Source organism: Streptomyces sp., from assembly GCF_035644915.1.
Classification (GTDB): Bacteria; Actinomycetota; Actinomycetes; order Streptomycetales; family Streptomycetaceae; genus Streptomyces.
Genome location: NZ_DASQNP010000193.1, coordinates 1 through 18,973 on the forward strand (window position 1 = coordinate 1; position 18,973 = coordinate 18,973).

14 protein-coding genes are annotated in these 18,973 nt (G+C 75.4%); 9 read left to right on the top strand and 5 right to left on the bottom strand.

Annotated features, from left to right (window positions below):
- Nucleotides 1-67 precede the first annotated feature (67 nt).
- Complete coding sequence (locus tag VE546_RS21340) at nt 68-1,609, bottom strand: hypothetical protein (RefSeq protein WP_324924782.1); 1,542 nt, start codon at nt 1,607-1,609, stop codon at nt 68-70.
- Between the two features lie 246 nt (nt 1,610-1,855).
- Between VE546_RS21340 and VE546_RS21345 the strand changes: the two genes are divergently transcribed.
- Together VE546_RS21345 and VE546_RS21350 are read left to right on the top strand one after the other, a co-directional pair.
- Nucleotides 1,856-2,989, top strand: coding sequence for an aminoglycoside phosphotransferase family protein (locus tag VE546_RS21345; RefSeq protein WP_324924784.1), 1,134 nt, complete (start codon nt 1,856-1,858; stop codon nt 2,987-2,989).
- Between the two features lie 246 nt (nt 2,990-3,235).
- Nucleotides 3,236-5,269 (top strand): N-acetylmuramoyl-L-alanine amidase, encoded by a 2,034-nt coding sequence (locus VE546_RS21350; protein WP_414720539.1) that lies wholly within the window; start codon nt 3,236-3,238, stop codon nt 5,267-5,269.
- Between the two features lie 61 nt (nt 5,270-5,330).
- Here VE546_RS21350 and VE546_RS21355 read toward each other — a convergent pair whose 3' ends face one another.
- Together VE546_RS21355 and VE546_RS21360 are read right to left on the bottom strand one after the other, a co-directional pair.
- A complete protein-coding gene (locus VE546_RS21355) occupies nt 5,331-5,831 on the bottom strand; it encodes a hypothetical protein (protein WP_324924786.1) in 501 nt (166 codons plus the stop codon).
- A 76-nt stretch (nt 5,832-5,907) separates the two neighbouring features.
- The gene (locus VE546_RS21360) at nt 5,908-8,748 is read right to left on the bottom strand and encodes an ATP-binding protein (protein ID WP_324924868.1); all 2,841 of its coding nucleotides are present in this window, start codon (nt 8,746-8,748) and stop codon (nt 5,908-5,910) included.
- Nucleotides 8,749-9,036: 288 nt separating this feature from the next.
- Between VE546_RS21360 and VE546_RS21365 the strand changes: the two genes are divergently transcribed.
- The 3 genes from VE546_RS21365 (at nt 9,037) to VE546_RS21375 (ending at nt 12,856) form a co-directional block, all read left to right on the top strand.
- The gene (locus VE546_RS21365; protein WP_324924788.1) at nt 9,037-10,110 is read left to right on the top strand and encodes an isoafricanol synthase; all 1,074 of its coding nucleotides are present in this window, start codon (nt 9,037-9,039) and stop codon (nt 10,108-10,110) included.
- A 50-nt stretch (nt 10,111-10,160) separates the two neighbouring features.
- Nucleotides 10,161-10,889, top strand: coding sequence for a leucine-rich repeat domain-containing protein (locus tag VE546_RS21370; protein WP_324924790.1), 729 nt, complete (start codon nt 10,161-10,163; stop codon nt 10,887-10,889).
- A gap of 125 nt (nt 10,890-11,014) precedes the next feature.
- Nucleotides 11,015-12,856, top strand: coding sequence for a serine hydrolase (locus VE546_RS21375; protein ID WP_324924793.1), 1,842 nt, complete (start codon nt 11,015-11,017; stop codon nt 12,854-12,856).
- A gap of 47 nt (nt 12,857-12,903) precedes the next feature.
- On the opposite strand, the gene VE546_RS21380 is transcribed toward VE546_RS21375, so the two are convergent.
- Together VE546_RS21380 and VE546_RS21385 are read right to left on the bottom strand one after the other, a co-directional pair.
- Entirely contained in the window at nt 12,904-14,490 is a 1,587-nt protein-coding gene (locus VE546_RS21380) for an NAD(P)/FAD-dependent oxidoreductase (protein WP_324924795.1), read from the bottom strand.
- A 120-nt stretch (nt 14,491-14,610) separates the two neighbouring features.
- Nucleotides 14,611-16,146, bottom strand: coding sequence for a serine/threonine-protein kinase (locus VE546_RS21385; protein WP_414720540.1), 1,536 nt, complete (start codon nt 16,144-16,146; stop codon nt 14,611-14,613).
- A gap of 176 nt (nt 16,147-16,322) precedes the next feature.
- Here VE546_RS21385 and VE546_RS21390 point away from each other — a divergent pair, with 176 nt between their 5' ends.
- The 4 genes from VE546_RS21390 to VE546_RS21405 all read left to right on the top strand — a co-directional run bounded on the left by VE546_RS21390 (nt 16,323) and on the right by VE546_RS21405 (nt 18,919).
- Nucleotides 16,323-17,018 (top strand): phosphodiesterase, encoded by a 696-nt coding sequence (locus VE546_RS21390; RefSeq protein WP_324924797.1) that lies wholly within the window; start codon nt 16,323-16,325, stop codon nt 17,016-17,018.
- A gap of 114 nt (nt 17,019-17,132) precedes the next feature.
- Nucleotides 17,133-17,555, top strand: coding sequence for a DUF4383 domain-containing protein (locus VE546_RS21395; RefSeq protein ID WP_324924799.1), 423 nt, complete (start codon nt 17,133-17,135; stop codon nt 17,553-17,555).
- Between the two features lie 149 nt (nt 17,556-17,704).
- Nucleotides 17,705-18,619 carry an MBL fold metallo-hydrolase gene (locus VE546_RS21400; protein WP_324924801.1) on the top strand — a complete coding sequence of 305 codons (915 nt, stop codon included), beginning with the start codon at nt 17,705-17,707 and terminating at the stop codon, nt 18,617-18,619.
- A gap of 42 nt (nt 18,620-18,661) precedes the next feature.
- Nucleotides 18,662-18,919 carry a hypothetical protein gene (locus VE546_RS21405; protein WP_324924803.1) on the top strand — a complete coding sequence of 86 codons (258 nt, stop codon included), beginning with the start codon at nt 18,662-18,664 and terminating at the stop codon, nt 18,917-18,919.
- Nucleotides 18,920-18,973 lie beyond the last annotated feature (54 nt).

Consider the following 18,973-nt stretch of genomic DNA (forward strand, 5'->3'; position numbering starts at 1 on the left):
GCGGCGTTGTTGAACGTCCAGGTCGGCGTGGCGTCCTGGCCCGGCGAGGGCGGCGTCGACGAGAACGTCACGTGGTCGGCGGCCGCCGGCGAGGCCAGCGCGACGACCCCGGCGAGCAGCCCGGCCACCGCGGCGGCGGCACCGAGCCGGCGCGGCTGGGTTTCGGGGCCGAGGGCAGGGCGTGCTCGATCTCCTCGCGCAGGTCCTCGATCCTGGAGTAGCCGGCGTACCGGCCGGTGAGCCGGTACATCTCCCGCAGCCGGTCCCAGGTGCGGTGCGAGGAGGTGTTCCCGATGGAGACCAGGGCCAGCCGCGCGTAGCGGTCGGCCTGCTCGGGGTCGTCGGCGATGAAGCAGGCCGAGGCGAGCGAGATGTAGTCGAAGATCTTCGACCGCTCGCGGCCCTTCTCCCGCAGCCGCAGCGCCTCCTTGGCGTGCTTCTCGGCGGTCTTGGCCACCGAGGGGTCGTGCTCGGCGAGCGTGCGGTACGCCAGCGCCTGCATCCCGTGCAGGTCCGCCTCGTCGAACATCTGCATCCAGCTCGGCGGCGGTACGTCCCCCTTGTCGGAGACGAACAGTTCCTCGGCCTCGCCGAGCGTGCGCCGCATCGCCTGTCCGCGCCCCATGGACGCCTGGGCCCACGCCTCGATGGTGTGCAGCATCGCGCGGGTCCGCGGCAGGGTCTGTTCGCCGCAGCCGGACCGGGCCAGTCTCATCAGGTCCAGGGCTTCGTCGGGCCGCCCCAGGTGCACCATCTGGCGCGCCGCGCGGGACAGGGCCTCGCCGGCGCGCGGCCGGTCGCCTCCCTCGCGGGCCGCGTGCGCGGCGATGACGAAGTACTTCTGGGCGGTGGGCTCCAGGCCGACGTCGTGGGACATCCAGCCGGCGAGGACCGCCAGGTTGGCCGCCACCCCCCACAGCCGCCGCTGGATGTGCGGCGGGTGGCGGTAGGCGAGCATGCCGCCCACCTCGTTGAGCTGGCCCACCACGGCCTTGCGCTGGAGGCCGCCGCCGCGGGCCGCGTCCCAGGCGCGGAACACCTCCACGGAGCGTTCCAGCGCGTCGACCTCCTGGGAGCCCACGGGGGCCGCCTCGTAGCGGTCGAAGGAGACGGTGTCGGCGGTGAACGGGCCGTCGGGCCGGGGGGTGCCCGGGGCCGGGGCGGGGTCGGCCAGGAGCCAGTCGTGCATGGCGCTGCTGAGCGCCGATCCTGCGGTGAGCGCGGCACCCGCACCCACCAAGCCGCGTCGGTTGAGCATGAGGTCCATTCCCGTGAATTCGGTGAGGACCGCGGCGGTCTGTTCGGGGGCCCACGGCAGTCCGTGGACGGGCTGCCGTCTCCCTGCCGGCCCCGATCGGCCGAATCCGAGGTCCTCGATGGTCACGACACGGCCGAGTCGCTCGGTGAACAGGGTCGCCAGCACCTTGGGCACCGGATCGCGCGGGGTCTCCCCCGTGTCGATCCAGCGCCTCACCCGGGAGGTGTCGGTCGCCAGATGCGGGTGGCCCATGGCCGCCGCCTGCCGGTTCACGAGCCGGGCGAGTTCGCCCTTGGACCAGCCGGTGAGGCCGAACAGGTCCGCGAGGCGGGTGTTGGGTTCCTTGGTCACGTCAAGCCCCCAGGATCTCGGCTGAGCCGACAGTAGCCGCCGCCGGCCTCCGGCCGGAGGGTCCGTGAACATTCGCCATGGTTCGCCAGGGTTCGCCAGATGGTGTGCCACCCGTGTGTGGGTGTGCTGTAGAACCGCGCCATCCCGTCCGGTCGCAGGGCCCCGCATTCCCCAGGGTGCGTCACGGCCCCCGGTCGGCCGGGTGGCGCGGCAACCTGTCGGCGCACGAAGGGATCCGGCTCGCCCATGCATCCAACACCGTCCCCCGTGTCAGCCCTGCCCCGGCCGCGTCCACGACATCCGTACGGCACCGTCCGCACCGAACCGATGCGCATGTCCCCGGAGTTCGGCGGGCCCGGCCGGCCGCGCCGGGCACACGGCCTCGTGGTTCCACCGGCCGGCGGAAGGCTGGACCTGTCCGGCCCGCAGGGTGCGCGGCTGCGCACCGCCATCGCCTCGGTGCACCGGATCTGCCCGGAGTTCCAGCCGGTGCAGGCGATGCGCCGCGGCGGGCGCTCGGTGCTCCTGATCGGCAGCGTCGGCCGCGGCCCCGCGGTCGCCAAGTGCCTGCTGGAGCACACCCCCGCGCGGGTGGAGAGGTTCCGGCACGAGATAGCGGTCTACCGCACCTTCGTGCGCAACCGGCCGCCGGTGCGGGTGCCCCGGCTCATCGCCGCGGACCCGGAGAGCTGCACCCTGGTCGCCGAGCGGACGCCGGGCCGTCCGGTGGCGTTGCAGCGCCATCCCCTGGAGCCCCCGTCGCCCTCCGACCTGCGCGCGGTGCTGGGCGCGGTCTGCCGGGTGAACTCCTGGCAACCGCCCGCGGGGCTGTTCGAGGCACCGATCGACTACGGCCTGCAGATCGCGCGCTACCACGAGCTGGGGTTGCTGACGGACCGGGACGTGAGCGACCTGCGGAAACTGCTGCACGGCCTGGCCCGGGGCGCCCGGGGGGGCGGCCGCGGACAGTTCTGCCACGGCGAGGTCCTGCTGACCAACGTGCTGCTGTCCCCGGCCGGTCCGGTGCTGGTGGACTGGGAGCACGCGGGCTGGTACCTGCCCGGCTACGACCTCGCCACCCTGTGGTCGGTGCTCGGGGACAGCCCCCTGGCGCGCCGTCAGATCAGCCAGCTCGCCCAGGCCGCGGGCCGTGACGCGCGGGACGCCTTCCTGGTGAACCTGATGCTCGTCCTCACCCGCGAGATCCGCGCCTGCGAGACGGCCGTGCAGCGTGCCATGCGGGACCCGTCCCCGCCCGGCCCCGGCGACCGGCCGGGCCAGATGACGTCGGGCGAGGAGCAGCGGCTGCTGCTGCGGCGGCTGCACGACGACTGCGCGATGGCCCGCCGCGCGGTGCGGGCGGCGGTGGGCACGCGCTGAGCCCGCCGGCCGTCCGCGGGGGCGGGGTGTCCCGGCACGTTCTTCTCCGGTGGCTGCGGGGGCGCCACCGGGCTGGACCTGTGACGCCGCGCAGGCCCGGAGCCCGTACGGGGGAAAAGCCCCGTACGGGCTCTCTGACGTGCCGGAACCGCGACGGGAAGCGATCATTGACGGATCATCGGCCAGCCGCTACCCCTGTGGGCAGCCCTTCCCGCGCCGCCCGCGGCGTACCCACAGGAGGCCGTCGTGCCAAGACCCGTCCCCGCTCCTCCGTCAGCCCGCCCGCCGCGGCCGTCCCGCCGGAGCACCGGCCGCCGCCGTCCGCTGCGGGCCCTCACCGCCGCGGGGGTCGCCGCCCTGCTGGTGTCCCTCCTCCCGGCGGGTACGCCGGCCGGTGCCGGGGAACGGGATCCCGGCTCGCTCCAGGAGGCGTTCGCCCGGGCCGCCGACCGCTACCAGGTGCCCGAGAGCGTGCTGCTGGGCGTGTCGTACCTCCAGTCCCGCTGGGACGGTCACCGCGGCGCGCCCAGCGTCTCGGGCGGTTACGGTCCGATGCACCTGACCGACGTCCGCACCGCGCTGGCCCGCGCGCCGCACCACAGCCACGGTGCGGAGGATCCGCGCGGCGACACCTCCCGCACGGCGCGGGAGGTCCACGGCAGTGTCTCCGGGGCCGTCCCCGGAGCCGTCCCCGGCCCGGACGAGCTGCCCGCCCGGCTGCGCACCCTGGAGCGGGCCGCCGAACTGACCGGGCTGGACGAGGAGGAGCTGCGCACCGACCCGGCGGCCAACATCCAGGGCGGCGCGGCACTGCTGGCGGCCGAGCAGCGGGAACTGGGGCTGCCGCCGAGCGACGACCCGGCGCAGTGGTACGGGGCCGTGGCCCGCTACCCGGGCTCCTCCGACGCCGAGGCCGCCCGGGTCTTCGCCGACGAGGTCTTCGCCGTGATCCGCGGCGGCGAACGGCGCACCACGGACTCCGGCCAGGTCGTGGTGCTGGAGGCCGACCCGGACCTGCGGCCGGACTCCCCGGGCTCCCGGGGGTCCTCCGGGCGCGACGAGCGGGTGGAGTGCCCGGCATCCGTCTCGTGCGAGTGGATCCCGGCGCCGTACCAGGAGTACGCGAACCCCGACGGGTCGCCGAACTACGGCAACCACGACAAGGCGAACCGCCCCGAGTCCCAGCGGATCGACTACATCGTGGTGCACGACACCGAGGCGACCTGGGACACCACCTTGAAGCTGGTGCAGAACCCCAAGTACGTCTCCTGGCACTACTCCCTGCGCTCCTCCGACGGCCACATCGCCCAGCACGTCCCGCTGAAGGACGTGGGCTGGCACGCGGGCAACTGGTACGTCAACGCCAAGTCGATCGGCCTGGAGCACGAGGGCTTCCTGACCGCTCCCGACGCCTGGTACACCGAGGCGATGTACCGCACCTCGGCGCGGCTGGTGAGGTACCTGGCCCACAGGTACGACGTCCCGCTGGACCGGCAGCACATCCTCGGGCACGACAACGTGCCGGGCGTGACCGCCGCCAACATCCCCGGGATGCACACCGACCCCGGCCCGTACTGGGACTGGCAGCACTACTTCACGCTGCTGGGCGCGCCCTTCCACCCCACCGCGGGCCCGGACGCGGAGCTGGTGACCATCCGGCCCGACTACGACGACCACCGGCCGGTCTACACCCGCTGCGACAGCTCCGGGCAGCCGTGCCCGCCGCACGGTTCGAGCGCGGTGCGGCTCCACACCGAGCCGCGCGCCGACGCCCCGCTGGTGAAGGACGCCGGGCTGCGGCCGGGCGGCGGCGACTCCACCACCGGCGTCAACGACACCGGCGCCCGCGCCACGACGGGCCAGCGGTACGCGGTGGCCGAGCGGCGGGGCGAGTGGACGGCCATCTGGTACCTCGGCCAGAAGGCGTGGTTCCACAACCCCGCCGACGAGCCGACCGCGGTGAACTCCCGGGGCTGGGTGGTCACCCCGAAGGAGGGCCGGGAGTCGGTGCCCGTCTACGGCCGCGCCTACCCGGAGGCCGCCGCCTACCCGGAGGGCGTCCCGCCGCAGGCGATCTCGCCGCTGCCGTACACGGTGAAGGCCGGCCAGGCGTACGCGCTGGGGCTGAGGACGAAGGGCGAGTACTACTACGCCAAGACCTTCGACCCCGCGCACCACGTGGTGGTCCGGGGCGAGGAGGAGTACTACCAGATCCAGCTCGGGCACCGGGTGGCCTTCGTCAAGGCCGCCGACGTCACGGTGCGGCACGCGGGCCGGTGAGAGCCGGGAAGGGGAGGGGCACCGGCGGTGCCCCTCCCCTTCCCGCGTCCCGCGGCGCCGCCTACCGCTGCTGGAACATCTCCGCGGGCAGCGGCTTCAGGAGCTGGTAGAGGTCCTCGGTGATCGGCCGGTCCCAGCTTGCGATGGTGACCAGCACGCCGTCGCTGCGGTCGAACTGGACGCAGGAGATGCGGGTCTCGGAGCAGATGATCCGCCGCACGATGAGCAGGTTGTCGTCCAGCATCACCGGGCTCTCCTCCGTCCCGGTGACGGTGACCTCCTCGTCGTTCTCCAGCGCCTCCAGGAGCTGCTCCACCTCGAAGGGCACCTGGTCGTCGGCCCGCTCGCGGACGGGGGAGCCCTCCGGCAGATTGCCGATGATCATGGCCGGTCCGCGCCCGCCGAACAGGTCGTAGCGGAGGAAGACGCCCTGGCAGCTTCCGTCCGGCGCGGGCAGCAGCCCGGCGCCCAGGTTGCCCGGCCAGTCCCCGGGGTCCATGGCCAGCACGTCGAAGTCGGGTCCGGCGGGTGTGGGGGCACTGCGGCGGCGGAGAAACGACATGCGGCCATGGTACGGGGCCGCCGGTGGAGCGGGCCGCCCGCCCGTGCCGCCGCCCCCGCCCGCCCGAGGGGGCGTCCTACCGTCGCTCCAGCACCCTGGCGAGTCCGGCGCGGTCCGTGCCGAGCTTGCGGTAGACGGCGGAGAGCAGCCGGGTCACGGCCTGCTCCCGCAGGCCCATCTCCCGGGCGACCTCGGGGTCCGTCAGGCCCCGCGCGGCCCACTCGGCCGCGGTGCGCTCGCGGGCGCCGAGGTCCTCGCTCTCGGCGTACCGCAGCTCCAGGGGCCGCAGCCCGGCGGCGGTCAGCTCCGCGCGGGCGCGTTCCACCAGGGCGTCGGCGCCGCAGTGCGCGGCCGTCTCCAGTCCCCGGTAGAGCTGGTCGGCCGCCTCCTGCGGCAGGCCGGCGCGGCACAGTGCGGCGCCGTGGCCGACCAGGGCGAGGGCCAGCTCGTACGACGCCGGGGAGTGCTCCAGGTATCCGACGGCCTCCCGCAGCAGCTTCTCCTCGTCCGGGCCGCCGGTCGCCTCGGCGGCGCACCGCAGCGCCTGGCCGATCGCGGAGGCGGTGCCGAACTGACGGGCCCGCTCGACCGCCTCCGCGGCGAGGGTCGCCGCCCGCCCGGGGTCGGTGTCCCGGAGCGCGAGCGCGAGGTGCTGCTGCCAGGGGCACCAGGACGGGTTGCGCATGCCGCGCGGGTCCAGGCGTCCGCCGGCCCCGGCCAGCTCGCGCCCGGCCTCCCGCCTCCGGCCGCGGGCCAGCAGCAGTTCGCCGTGGACGGCCTGGGCGTCGGGGTAGACGACGGCCTTGGGGACGGCGGCGCCGTAGTCGTACCTCCGGGCCACCTCCCACGCCTCCTCGACGCGCCCGCGGGCGAGCAGGGTCTCCACCAGGGTGCCGATCGCGGCGAGCTGCGCGGGCGCGCCGGAGCCCACCCGGTCGGCGATCCGCAGGCCCTCGCGCACCAGGCCCTCGGCCTCGGTCAGCCGTCCGCGGCGGTAGCGGATGTAGCCCAGCAGGGTGAAGCCGAAGGCCAGGTGGGAGCCGCGCCAGCCCTTGCGCTCGCATTCGGCGATGCCCTCGGCGAACAGCTCCTCGGCCCGCCCCGGCTGGTCGCAGTACATGAACGTCATGGCGACCATGACGGGCACCTCGAAGCCCCAGTTCTCGTCCGTCCAGCTCAGGCCGTCGCCCAGGGCCTCCTCGGCGAAGCGCAGGGCGGTGGCCGCGGGCTCCCCGCGCACCACCGCGTCCCAGGCCCGCAGGCCGAGGACGTACCGCTCGGCCATGCCGCGGCCGGTCAGGTGGTCGGCGAGCCGGGCCAGGCGGCGCGAGCGGGCGGGCGAGTCGGGCTCGTCGGCGCGGAAGGCGTTCCACATGAACTGCTCGGCCCGCATCCGCAGCCGGGTGCGGGCGGTGGCCGCCCGCCTGGCCTCCTCGGCGACGACCTCGGCCGCCTCCTCCATCCGGCCGCTGTGGCCGAGCGCCTGGGCCAGGCGGTAGGTGACGGCTTCGCGCAGGCCGGGGCCGAGCCCGGGCTCCTCCAGGGCCGCCCGCAGGTGGTTGACCGTGGTGGCGGGCCGGGTGAGGGAGGCCGAACAGCCCAGTTCGAAGAGGACGGAGGCCCGCTCCTCCAGGTCCGGTGGCTCGCGCAGGGCGCGCTCCAGGCAGCGCCGGGCCGCTTCGGGCGCCCCGGCGCGCAGGTACTCGCGGGCGGCCGCGCGCAGCGTGGCGACGACGTCCGGGTCGCCGTCGGGGTGCACCTCCAGCAGGTGGCGGGCGGCGGCCGTGGGGCCCTGGCCCGCATCGGTGACGACGGCCGCGGCCTGGCCGTGGAGGGCGACGCGCAGGGCGGCCGGGATGGCCTGGTAGACGGCGGTGGCGATCAGCGGGTGGAAGAACCGCAGCGGTTCGCCCTCCTCCGTGCCGCCGGCGAGGATGCGGGCGGCGTGCAGCCGGGCGCGGGCCCCGGCGGCCTCCTCGGGGCCCAGTCCGGCGACGGCCGCGGCCAGGGACGGGGATATCTCGGTGCCGAGCACCGCGGCGGCCCAGGCCAGCCGTACGGCGGCGGTGCCCAGGCGCTCCAGGCGCTGGACGAGTCCGCTGCCCTTGATGGTGGAGGCCAGTTCGCGCAGTTCGGCCACGTTCTCCCGGCGCGGTTCGAGGCGGCGTTCGGCGACCTTGGCGGTCAGTTCCCCGACCTCGAAGGGGTTGCCGCCGGTGACGGCCCAGCACTCGCGGCAGAAGGGTTCGTCGGCGCCGGGGCCGAGGGCGTGGCGCACCAGGCGGGCGACCGCCTGCGGGGTCAGGGCCATCAGGTCGAAGGGGCGCGAGCCGTGCCGGACGGCCAGCGAGTGGAACGGGGCGGTGCGGTAGGGGTGTTCGTCGGGCCGGTAGGCGACGGCGATCAGCACGGGCAGTTCCTCGGCCCGGGGTGCGAACGCGGTCACCCAGGCCAGGGACTCGGCGTCGATCCAGTGGGCGTCGTCGAGGATCATGACGACGGGGCGGTGCCGGACGGCGAAGCAGGTGGCGACCCAGTCGAGGCCGTCGCGCACGCCCTGGGGGTCGGGCGTGCCGCCGCCTTCGGGGGCCACCAGGCCGATGGCCGGGGCCACGATGTCGTACCAGCTCCCCAGCATCCTGCGGTGCTCGTCCTCGCCGACGGCGGCGAGGAGCGGCTGGACGAGCTGGCGGACGGTGTGGAAGGGCAGTTCCTGCTCCTGCTCGCCGCCCCGGGCGGACAGGACGGTGCAGCCGCGCGCCACGGCACGCCTGCGCACCTCGGCCAGGAGGGCCGTCTTGCCCAGTCCTGCCGCCCCGGCGAAGGCCAGGACGCCACCGGTGCCCCCGGCCAGGTCGGACAGCGCGTCGTCCAGCGCCCTGAGTTCGTGCTCCCGTTCGAACATCGCCCGGTGCATCCGTCCCTGCTCTTCGGTCGCGACCACGTCTGCCGTCCCGGCTCACGCCGGCAGGTGGTGGAGAGCGTACGCCAGCGCAAAAGGGGTGTGAGGCCCCTCGGGCGATTTCCGCCACGCCGGAGCGCCACTCCGGCCGGAACTGCTCCCACCACGTCCTCCGGGGCCCCGGACGTGCCCGGTCCGCCGTTCTCCCTTGACCGGCAACTTCCTTTGTCCAAGTGTTAGTTGAATATGCACCAGCCATCTCCGCCACAGCGCTCCACCGCTTGCCCAGGGAGGCGTCCGCCCATGCCGGAAACCATCGCCAAGGCCCCCGCCGGAGAGGACGGACTCTTACGGCGGGTGGCTCTGCTGGAGATCCCCTTCCCCAGCCGCATCAGCCCCGACGTCGAGCGCGCCCGGGCGCACACCCTCCGCTGGCTCCGCGACTTCGGCCTGCTCCGGGGCGCTTCCGCGTTCGAGGAGTACGACGCCCTGCGGCTGGAGCGGGCGATGGCCCGCTTCTACCCCCGGGCCACCGGCGAGGACCTGATGCTGGCCACCGACGTCAACGGCTGGTTCTTCGTCTTCGACGACCAGTTCGACGGCCGGCTGGGGCGGCGGCCGGACGCCGTCGCCCGGCTCGTGGACTCCCTGGTCGAGGTCATGGAGGAGGGCGAGCCGCCGGCGGGAGCCCCCGCCAACCCGCTGGTCGACAGCTTCCGCGACCTGTGGCACCGCGTCAACGACGGGATGCCGCCGGTGTGGCGGGAGCGCTTCGGGCGGCACTGGCGCGGCTATCTGCTCGCCCACCACCGGGAAGCGCTGAACCGGTCCGGGGACGCCCTGCCCACCGTGGAGGAGTTCCTCTCCGCGCGGCGGCACTCGATCGGCATCCAGCCCTGTCTGGACCTGGCCGAGCGCTGCGGCCGGTACGCCCTGCCGCCGGAGCTGCACGACGGCTCCCCGCTGCGGGAGATGCGCCGGATCACCGACGACGTGGCGATCTTCGTCAACGACCTCGTCTCGCTGGACAAGGAGCTGGCCGTCGGCGACGTCAACAACACCGTCATCCTCCTGCAGCGGGCCACGGGCCGCCCGCTGCAGGAGTGCGCCCTGGAGATCTGCGCCCTCGCCAACGGCCGCGTGGCCCGTTTCCTGGAGCACGCCGCCCGCCTGCCCGGCCTGCTGGCCGCCGGCGGCGCGCCCGCGCAGACCCGGGCCCGGGTGGAGGACTACGTCGACGCCATGCGCAACGTGATGCGCGGCAACCTCGACTGGTCCCTGGAGAGCGGACGCTACGACGCCTCCGGGGTCGCCGCCGTCAGCGACGGCCGCCGGCGTCCGTGGACCGGTCTGCTGACCGCCCCGGAGGACGGCTGAGGCGGTACCGCGGCGCCGCCTCCGCCCGCCCGGCGCTACGGTACGCCGTCATGACACGGACGGAACCGGCGGTGAACCTGTGGCGGGCGGGGCTCGGCGACGTGCCCGGGGAGGTGTGGACGCGCCGGGAGCTGCGGGTGCTGATCCTGGCGGACAACGCGCTCACCTCCCTGCCCCCGGACATCGGCCGCCTGCGGCACCTCCACACCCTCGACCTCGGCCACAACGCGCTCACCTCGCTCCCGGCGGAGATCGGGGAGCTGACGGGTCTGGACCGCTGCCTGTACCTGCACGACAACCGGCTCACCGGGCTGCCGCGCTCGCTGGGGCGGCTGCGCCGCCTGGCGTACCTGAACGTCGGGGACAACCCGCTGGGGGCGCTGCCGGAGGAGATCGGCGGCCTGGCCGGGCTGGTCGAGCTGCGGGCGCAGCGGTGCGGGCTGCGGGAGCTGCCCGGATCGCTCGGGCGGCTCACCGCGCTGCGGGAGCTGTGGCTGCGCGGCAACGCGCTGACCTCCCTGCCCGCCGGCGTGGCCGGGCTGACCGAACTGCGCGAGGTGGAGCTGCGGGAGAACGCGCTGGAGGAGGTGCCCGGGGCACTGCGCGGACTGCCGCGGCTGCGCCGCCTGGACCTGCGGGGCAACAGGCTGCGGGAGGTGCCCCACTGGCTCGCGGAACTGCCCGCGCTGGAGAAGCTGGACCTGCGGTGGAACGGGGCCGCCGTGGCGCCGGACCTGCTCGGCGCGCTGGCCCGGCGCGGCTGCGTGGTGCTCCGTTAGGGGCGGCGGGCCGGGAGGGAGAGCCGTTCCCGCCTGTCACGAGGGTTGACAGGCGGGACGCCCGGGAAGAGAGTTTCAGCATTTTCCTCAGGCGTTGAAAGATACTTTCCCAAGGGGGTCGCGGCATGACCGGTTCCGCACGGGGGCCCGCACCGGACCGGAGCACCGGCCGGGGCATCGGTCCGGGCATCGGACGCCGGCAGCTCGGGGCCCGGGCGCTGGCGCTCGGCGGCGGCCTGGTGCTGGCCTCGTCCCCCGTGGCGGCGGCCCGCGGCAGGGGCCCGTACACACCCTCCGCCCCTTCCGGCGACCGGACGCCCACCCTGCGCCGCGGCACCGCGCGGCGGGCCGGACTGCTGGAGCCGCACCTGCGGCGGCTGGTGGAGGACGCCAGGGCCTTCCTCGGCCCCTCCCCCGTCCACCCCTGGTACGCGGGCGCGGTGCTGCTGGCCGGACGCGGCCGGACGGTCGCCCTGGAGGAGGCCATCGGCCACGCGGTGCGCTACGCCGCCTACGACGAGGCCACCGACACCGGCGTCGAGCTCCCCGCCGACCGGCAGGTCCCCGCCACCCCGGAGACGGTCTACGACCTCGCGTCGGTCTCCAAGCTGTTCACCGCGATCCTGGCCGTCCAGCGGATCGAGCGCGGCGTGCTGGAACTGGAGGCGACCGTCGCCTCCTACCTGCCGGAGTTCGGCGCGGCGGGCAAGGAGGGCATCACCCTCAGGCACCTGCTCACCCACACCTCCGGGCTGGCCGCCTGGATCCCGCTGTACGCCGAGCCCACCCACGCCGACCGGCTCCGGCGGCTGTGGCGGGAGAAGCCCCTGAACCCGCCGGGCACGGTCTACCGCTACTCCGACCTGAACCTCATCGCCCTCCAGCTCGTCCTGGAGCAGGTCACCGGCAAGACCCTCGACACGCTGCTGCGCGAGGACATCACCGAACCGCTGGGCATGCGCTGGACCCGCTACAACCCGCCCGCCTCCTGGAAACCGCGCATCGCCGCCACCGAGGACGCCCGCCGCCCCTGGTCGGGGCTGGACCGCGGCATGGTGTGGGGCGAGGTCCACGACGAGAACGCCCACGCCTTCGGCGGGGTGGCCGGGCACGCCGGGGTCTTCTCCCGCGCCTGGGACCTGGCCGTGCTGTGCCGGACGCTGCTCAACGGCGGCGCGTACGGCCGTACCCGCATCCTGGCGCCGGAGTCGGTGGACCTGCTCTTCCACGACTTCAACACCGACTTCCCCGGCAACGAGCACGGCCTGGGCTTCGAGCTGTACCAGCACTGGTTCATGGGGGCCATGGCCACCCCGGGCACGGCCGGGCACACCGGCTTCACCGGCACCTGCCTGGTGCTGGACCCGACCACCGACACCTTCCTGGTGCTGCTGGGCAACTCGGTGCACCCGGTGCGCACCTGGCGTTCGGGCAGCGCCCCGCGCGTGGCCGCCGCCACCCACCTGGCGCGGGCCGTCCCGGTGCGTCCCGCAGACGGGCGCAGCGCCTGGTTCTCGGGGATGGCGAACGCGTCCTCGGCCACCCTCACCCTGCCGGAGGTGACACCGCGCGGCGAGGACGCCCGGCTGCACTTCTCGGTGTGGTGGGACACCGAGCGCCACCACGACGTGCTGTGCCTGGAGGCCTCCGGCGACGGCGGGACCACCTGGGAGCCGGTGCCGTTCACCACCTCCCGCCGCGGCGCCGGTCCGGTGGACCGCCCGGAGGGGACGCTGTACGGCTTCTCCGGGCGCGTCTGGCACCGGGCCCGCGCCGGGCTGGGCGCCTGGCGGGGCCGGACGGTGCGGCTGCGCTGGCGGTACGCCACGGACGCCCGCTACACGGGGCGCGGCGCGTACGTCGACGAGATCCGGATCGAGGACGGCGGCCGCGCCCTGTTCGACGACTCCCGCCGGAAGGACGCGGCCCGCATCGTCCCGGACGGCTGGACGGCCTCGGCCGACTGAGCGCTCCGCGGCCCGCCCGTCGGCCGGACGGGCCGCGGAGCGGTGCGTCACCCGCCGAGCACGGCCATCGCCGCGTTGTGCCCGGGGACGCCGCTCACCCCGCCGCCGCGGACGGCGCCCGACCCGCACAGCAGCACGGTGGGACGGCCGGTCGCCACGCCCCACCGCCCGGCCGCGGTGCCGCCGTGCGCGTCGGCGTACGGCTCGTCGGCGCAGGGGAAGGCCAGGTCGCCGTGGAAGATGTGGCCGCCGGGCAGCCGCAGCTCGCGTTCCAGGTCCAACGGGGTCTTCGCCTCGATGCAGGGCCGCCCCTCGGCGTCGTGGGCCAGGCAGTCGGCGATCGGCTCCGCCAGGTGGGCGTCGAGCTGGGCGAGCGTGGCCGCCAGCAGTTCCTCGCGCACCGCGTCGCCGCCGTCCCGGGCGAACAGCCGGGCCGGGGCGTGCAGGCCGAACAGGGTCAGCGTCTGGTGGCCGGCGCGGGCCGACTCCGGCCCCAGGATCGAGGGGTCGGTGAGCGAGTGGCAGTACACCTCCGAGGGCGGGGCCGCCGGCCGCTGCCCCGCGGCGGCCTGCCGGTAGGCGGTCTCCAACTGCTCGTAGCCCTCGGCGACGTGGAGGGTTCCGGCGAACGCCTCGCGCGGGTCGACGGAGCGGTCGCGCAGCCGGGGCAGCCGCCGCACCAGCATGTTGACCTTGAGCTGGGAGCCCTCCGCCGGGGACGCCGGCTCCGGTTCCTCGCCGAGCAGTCCGGCCAGCGCCCGGGGCGAGGCGTTCACCAGGACGTGGCGGGCGGCGACCGTGCCCTCGCCGTCGGCGGTGCGGTAGCCGACCTCGGCGGTGCGGCCGTCCGTGGCGATCGAGGTGGCCTCGTGCCCGGTGACGATCTCCGCGCCCGCGGCGCGGGCGGCGTCGGCCAGGGCGTCGGTGAGCGCGCCCATGCCGCCCACCGGCACGTTCCACTCGCCGGTGCCGCCGCCGATCACGTGGTAGAGGAAGCAGCGGTTCTGGCGCAGCGAGGGGTCGTGGGCGTGGGTGAAGGTGCCGATCAGGGCGTCGGTGAGCACCACGCCCCGGACCAGGTCGTCGGCGAAGTGCTCCTCGATCGCCTCCCCGAGCGGCCGGTCGAACACCGCGCGCCAGGCGGTGTCGTCGCCGACCCGGGCGCGCAGCTCCGCCCGGGTGGGCAGCGGTTCGGTGAGGGTGGGGAAGATCCGCCCGGCCAGCCGGCGCGTCATGCCGTGGAAGCGCTGCCAGGCGGCGAACTCACGCTCCGATCCGGTCAGGCGCGCGAAGGCCTCCCGGTCCCGGGCCTGGTCGCCGCTCACCAGCAGTCCGGTGTGCTTCCCGCCGCGGTGCGCCGGGGTGTAGGAGGAGACGGTCCGCCTGCGCACCGCGAAGCGCAGGCCCAGGTCCGTCACGATGCGCTGCGGCAGCAGGCTCACCAGGTAGGCGTACCGCGAGAGGCGGGCGTCCGTCCCGGCGAAGACGCGGGCGGAGACGGCGGCACCGCCGGTGTGGTCCAGGCGTTCGAGCACCAGGACCCTCAGTCCGGCGCGGGCGAGGTAGGCGGCGGCGACCAGTCCGTTGTGGCCGCCGCCGACGATCACGGCGTCATAGCGGTGCAGGGCGGGCATGGCCCTTGGTAGCACGTACGGCCGGGGCGGACCAGACCTGCGGCCCGGAGGACCGCCCGGCCGGGCGGCAGCGGTCGCCGCGGGCCCGTGGCGGGCGCGCCGCGTCGGTGCGACGGCCCGTCAGCCCTCCTCCCACCGGCCGCCCGACGCCGCCACCCGGCGGTACAGCTCGGCGGCCTCGGCGCTGCGGCCGAGCCGCTCCAGGCAGAGGGCCTCGTCGTTGCGGCTGGTCAGCGCGTCGGGGTGGTCGGGGCCCAGGACACGCGTCCGGTCGCGGGCGACCCGGCGGAAGGTCTCCAGCGCCTCCTCCCAGCGGCCCAGCCGGCCCAGCGCGAGAGCGGCCTCGCGGTGGCTGGCGAGGGTGTCGGGGTGGTCCGGGCCCAGCACCCGCTCCCGCTCCGCGGCCACCGCGCGGGCCTCGGCCAGGGCGTCCTCCCAGCGGCCCAGCCGGCCCAGCGCGTGGGCGACCTCGTGGCGGCTGGCGAGGGTGTCGGGGTGGTCCGGGCCCAGCACCCGCTCCCGCTCCGCGGCCACCGCGCGGTGCGCCCGTCCCGCCTCGTCCCAGCGGCCGAGGCGGCCCAGGCTCAGCCCGGCGCTGTGGCGGTTGGCGAACACGGCCAGCAGGCCGGGGTCGGCGGAGGGCCGGCCGGGGCCGGTCCAGGGACCGCTGAGGACGTCCGGGTGGCCCGGGGCGGCCGGGGCCGGCGCCCAGCCGGCGGCGGCCTTGCCGCCGGTGCCCACACCGTGGGCCCACGACGGCATCCGGTGGGACAGGGACGGCGGCACCTGCTCGGCCGGGCACGCGGCGCGGCGGGCGGCGGCGGTACGGCGGCCGAGTTCGGCGGCGTCGGCGGGACGCTCGTCGGGGTCCTTGGCGAGCAGGTCGAGGATGATCCGCTCCAGCTCCCCGGGGAGGTCCGGGCGCAGCTCGCGGGGCGGACGCGGCGCGGTGTCGCGGTGGCCGACGAGGACGGCCCAGGCGTCGCCGAGGTCGAACGGCGGCGCGCCGGTGGCGATCTCGTACAGCACGCAACCGAGCGAGTACAGGTCGCTGCGGTGGTCCAGGGGTGCGCCGGCTATCTGCTCGGGCGACATGTAGTGCGGGGTGCCCATGGTGACGCCGCCGCCGGTGAGTTTGGCGGTGAAGCCGATGTCGTGGCCGAGCCGGGCGATGCCGAAGTCGCAGATCTTCACCGTGCCGTCGGCGGTGCGCACCACGTTGGCGGGTTTGAGGTCGCGGTGCACGATGCCCTGGTCGTGGGTGTAGGCGAGGGCGGCGGCGACCTGCTCGGCGATCTCGAAGAGGTCGGGGACGGGCAGCGGCCGGCGGCCGCCGTGTGCCAGGAGCCTGCTGAGGTCGTGCCCGTCGAGCAGCTCCATCACCAGGTAGAGCACGCCGTCGTGCTCGCCGAAGTCGTGGACCACGGTCACGCCGCGGTGCTGGAGCGAGGCGGCGACCCGCGCCTCGCGGCGGAATCGCTCGCGCAGCGCCTTCATGGCGGTGGGGTCGTTCTGCCGCCCCAGCGGCTTGAGGCACTTGACGGCGACCCCGCGGCCCAGCGACTCGTCCCGCGCGTGCCACACCTGGCCCATCCCGCCGCGTCCGATCAGATCGAGCAGCCGGTACCGGCCCTGGAGCAGGGTGTCCTTCTCCATCGCGCCACCGCCCCCTCTCGCCCACTGCCGCCCCCGGCCCGCCCAGTATGAGCCCTCCCCCGGTCAACCGGTAAGGCGATGGAGCCGTGTCGGAGCGTGCCGGGGCGCACCGGGGCGCCCCACCGCGAGACGGCGCGCGGGGTTTCGGCGCCGCGTGACCGGCAACTGTCGGACGGATGCCAGGACCTCTGCGCGCACGCGGCACCCGGGCGGGCTTCCGGCTGCTCGCCCGGCTGCGCCGCGCCCCCGCCTTCCACCCACGGGGGCTGACCTGCACGGGCGAACTGACGGTGACGGGCGCCTCCGGCGCGCCCTGGTACGCCCCCTGGCTGGACGGGCCGGGCCGGTACGCGTGCGTGGTACGGCTGTCGCGGGGAGCCGGCCTGCCGTGGCGGCTGCCCGACTGGCTGGGGCTGGCCGTGCGCGCGCTGGAGGCGGGCGGGCCGGGACGGCACCTGGACCTGCTGCTGACCACCAGCGCCCGGCCGCCCGTGGTCCGCCACCTGCCCCTGCCGCGCGGCGACGCGCTGGGCGGTCCGTACTCGGGCCTGCTGCCGTACCGCGTCGGAGGCCGCCGCATGCTGCTCGCCGCCTTCCCGCGCCGCCGTCTCCGCCCGGTCCACGGCGACCCGGCCGCCCTGCGGCGGGCGCTGGCGGGCGGGCCGCTGGTGTTCGACCTGCGGGCCGCGACGCCGCTGGGCCGGTGGCGGACCTTCGCGGTGCTCACGGTCCGCTCGCCGCTGCCGGAGCCGCCCGGCTCCACGCCGGGGTACGACGTCTACGAGCACAGCCTGCCGGGGCTGGTGCCGGGCCCGGCGCTGGCCACGGTGCGGCGCGCGGCGTACGCCGGCTCCCGCCGGGGCCGCCGCTGAACGTCCGCCGCGCGGGCGTTTCCGCCCCGGGCAGGGGGGTACTCCGGACCGGCCGGTATCCCACTCGACGTGGAGATGATGACGATGGCCAGGACAGGTCCGAGTACCACGGGTATGTCGCGCCGCTCGGCGGTGAGCACCGCCGCCATGGTGGTGGCCTCGGTGTTCCTGCTGGTGGGGATCCTGGGATTCATTCCAGGCATCACCACCGACTACGGCGACATGAACTTCGCGGGCCACCACTCGGACGCCCGCCTGCTCGGCATCTTCCAGGTGTCGATCCTGCACAACCTGGTCCACCTCGCCTTCGGCGTCGTGGGACTGGCCCTGGCCCGCAGTGCGGCCGGGGCCAAGGCGTTCCTGATCGGCGGAGGTGTGATCTACCTGCTGCTGTGGCTCTACGGCTTGATCATCGACAAGGACAGCGCGGCGAACTTCGTGCCGCTGAACACGGCCGACGACTGGCTGCACTTCCTGCTGGGCGTGGGCATGATCGCCCTCGGCACGCTCCTGGGCCGCCGCCCGTCCACCGCCTGACCGGGTGCGGTCCGACCCGGTGGGGCGGCCCGGCCGCCCCACCGGGCACCCCGCCGGACGCCCCACCGGACGCCGCCGTGCGCCCGGTGCGGAAGCGACCGGGGAGACGTGACCGGGAGACGTGACCGAGGGACGAGGAGGTTCCCACCATGTCCTCCGCGCCGCCCGCGGGAGCCGCCGAGATCCTCTTCGTCGGCAACGCCACCCTGCTGATCCGCTACGGCGCCCTCACCCTGCTGACCGATCCCAACTTCCTCCACCGCGGCCAGTACGCCTACCTGGGCAAGGGGCTGCTGTCGAAGCGGCTGACCGAGCCCGCCCTGTCGGTCGACGACCTCCCGCGCGACCTGGACGCGGTGGTCCTGTCCCACCTGCACGGCGACCACTGGGACCGGGTGGCCCGCCGCCGCCTGCCCCGGTGGCTGCCGGTCATCACCACCCCGCATGCCTCCCGGCGCCTGCAGGGGCTGCACGGGTTCAGCCGCGCGACGGGCCTGCCCACCTGGCACGACCACGTCCTGGTCCGCGGGGGCAGCCAGGTCCGCGTCACCGCCCTGCCCGGCCGGCACGGTCCGGGGCCCGTCCGCTTCCTGCTGCCGCCGGTGATGGGCAGCCTGCTGGAGTTCGGCGATCCGGGCGGAGACGTCCGGCTGCGGATGTACGTCTCGGGGGACACCCTGATGTTCCCGGGGATCCACGAGATCGCGCGCCGCTTCCCGGACATCCACCTGGCCGTGGTCCACCTGGGCGGCACCCTGCTCCCCGGCGGGCTGCTGGTGACCATGGACGCGCTCCAGGGCGCGGACCTGGTCTCCGCGCTGCGCCCCCGCCGCGTCCTGCCCGTGCACTACGACGACTACACCGTCATGAAGTCCCCCCTGTCGGACTTCCTCGACCGGGCCGGACGGCCGGACTTCCCGTCCGGCGTGGTGCACTGCGCCCGGGGGGAGCGGGTGACCGTCGACGCGAACGGCCTGGTCGCAAGCGCCCCGGTCCGACGGGCCCGGTCTGACGGGCCGGACACCGGGCACACGGGGACGCAGAACCGAACACCAGACGCGTGAAGCCCCGGGGGACCGGGGCGCACCAGAGAGGAAGGCGCACCGGTGCCGAGCACGATCACCGCCGACCACGTACGGGAGCTGCTCCGCTCCCCCGACCGCGACCCCCGTCTCGTCCTGCTGGAGGGCCGGGTCCGGGTCGTCACCGCCGAGGAGGCGGGGACGGACCGCTACCGCGGGGCCGTGGAGGTCGTCTCCCGCGACGACCTCGCCGACCGGCTCGGTCCCGGGGAGCCCACCGAGCGGGACCTGGAGTCGCTGGCGGCCCGGCTGGAGGCCGTGGTCGCGGAGCTGGGCGCCTGACCCGGCGCCGCCCGCCGCGCACGCGCGTCCCCTCCGCGTTCCCCCCATGTTCCC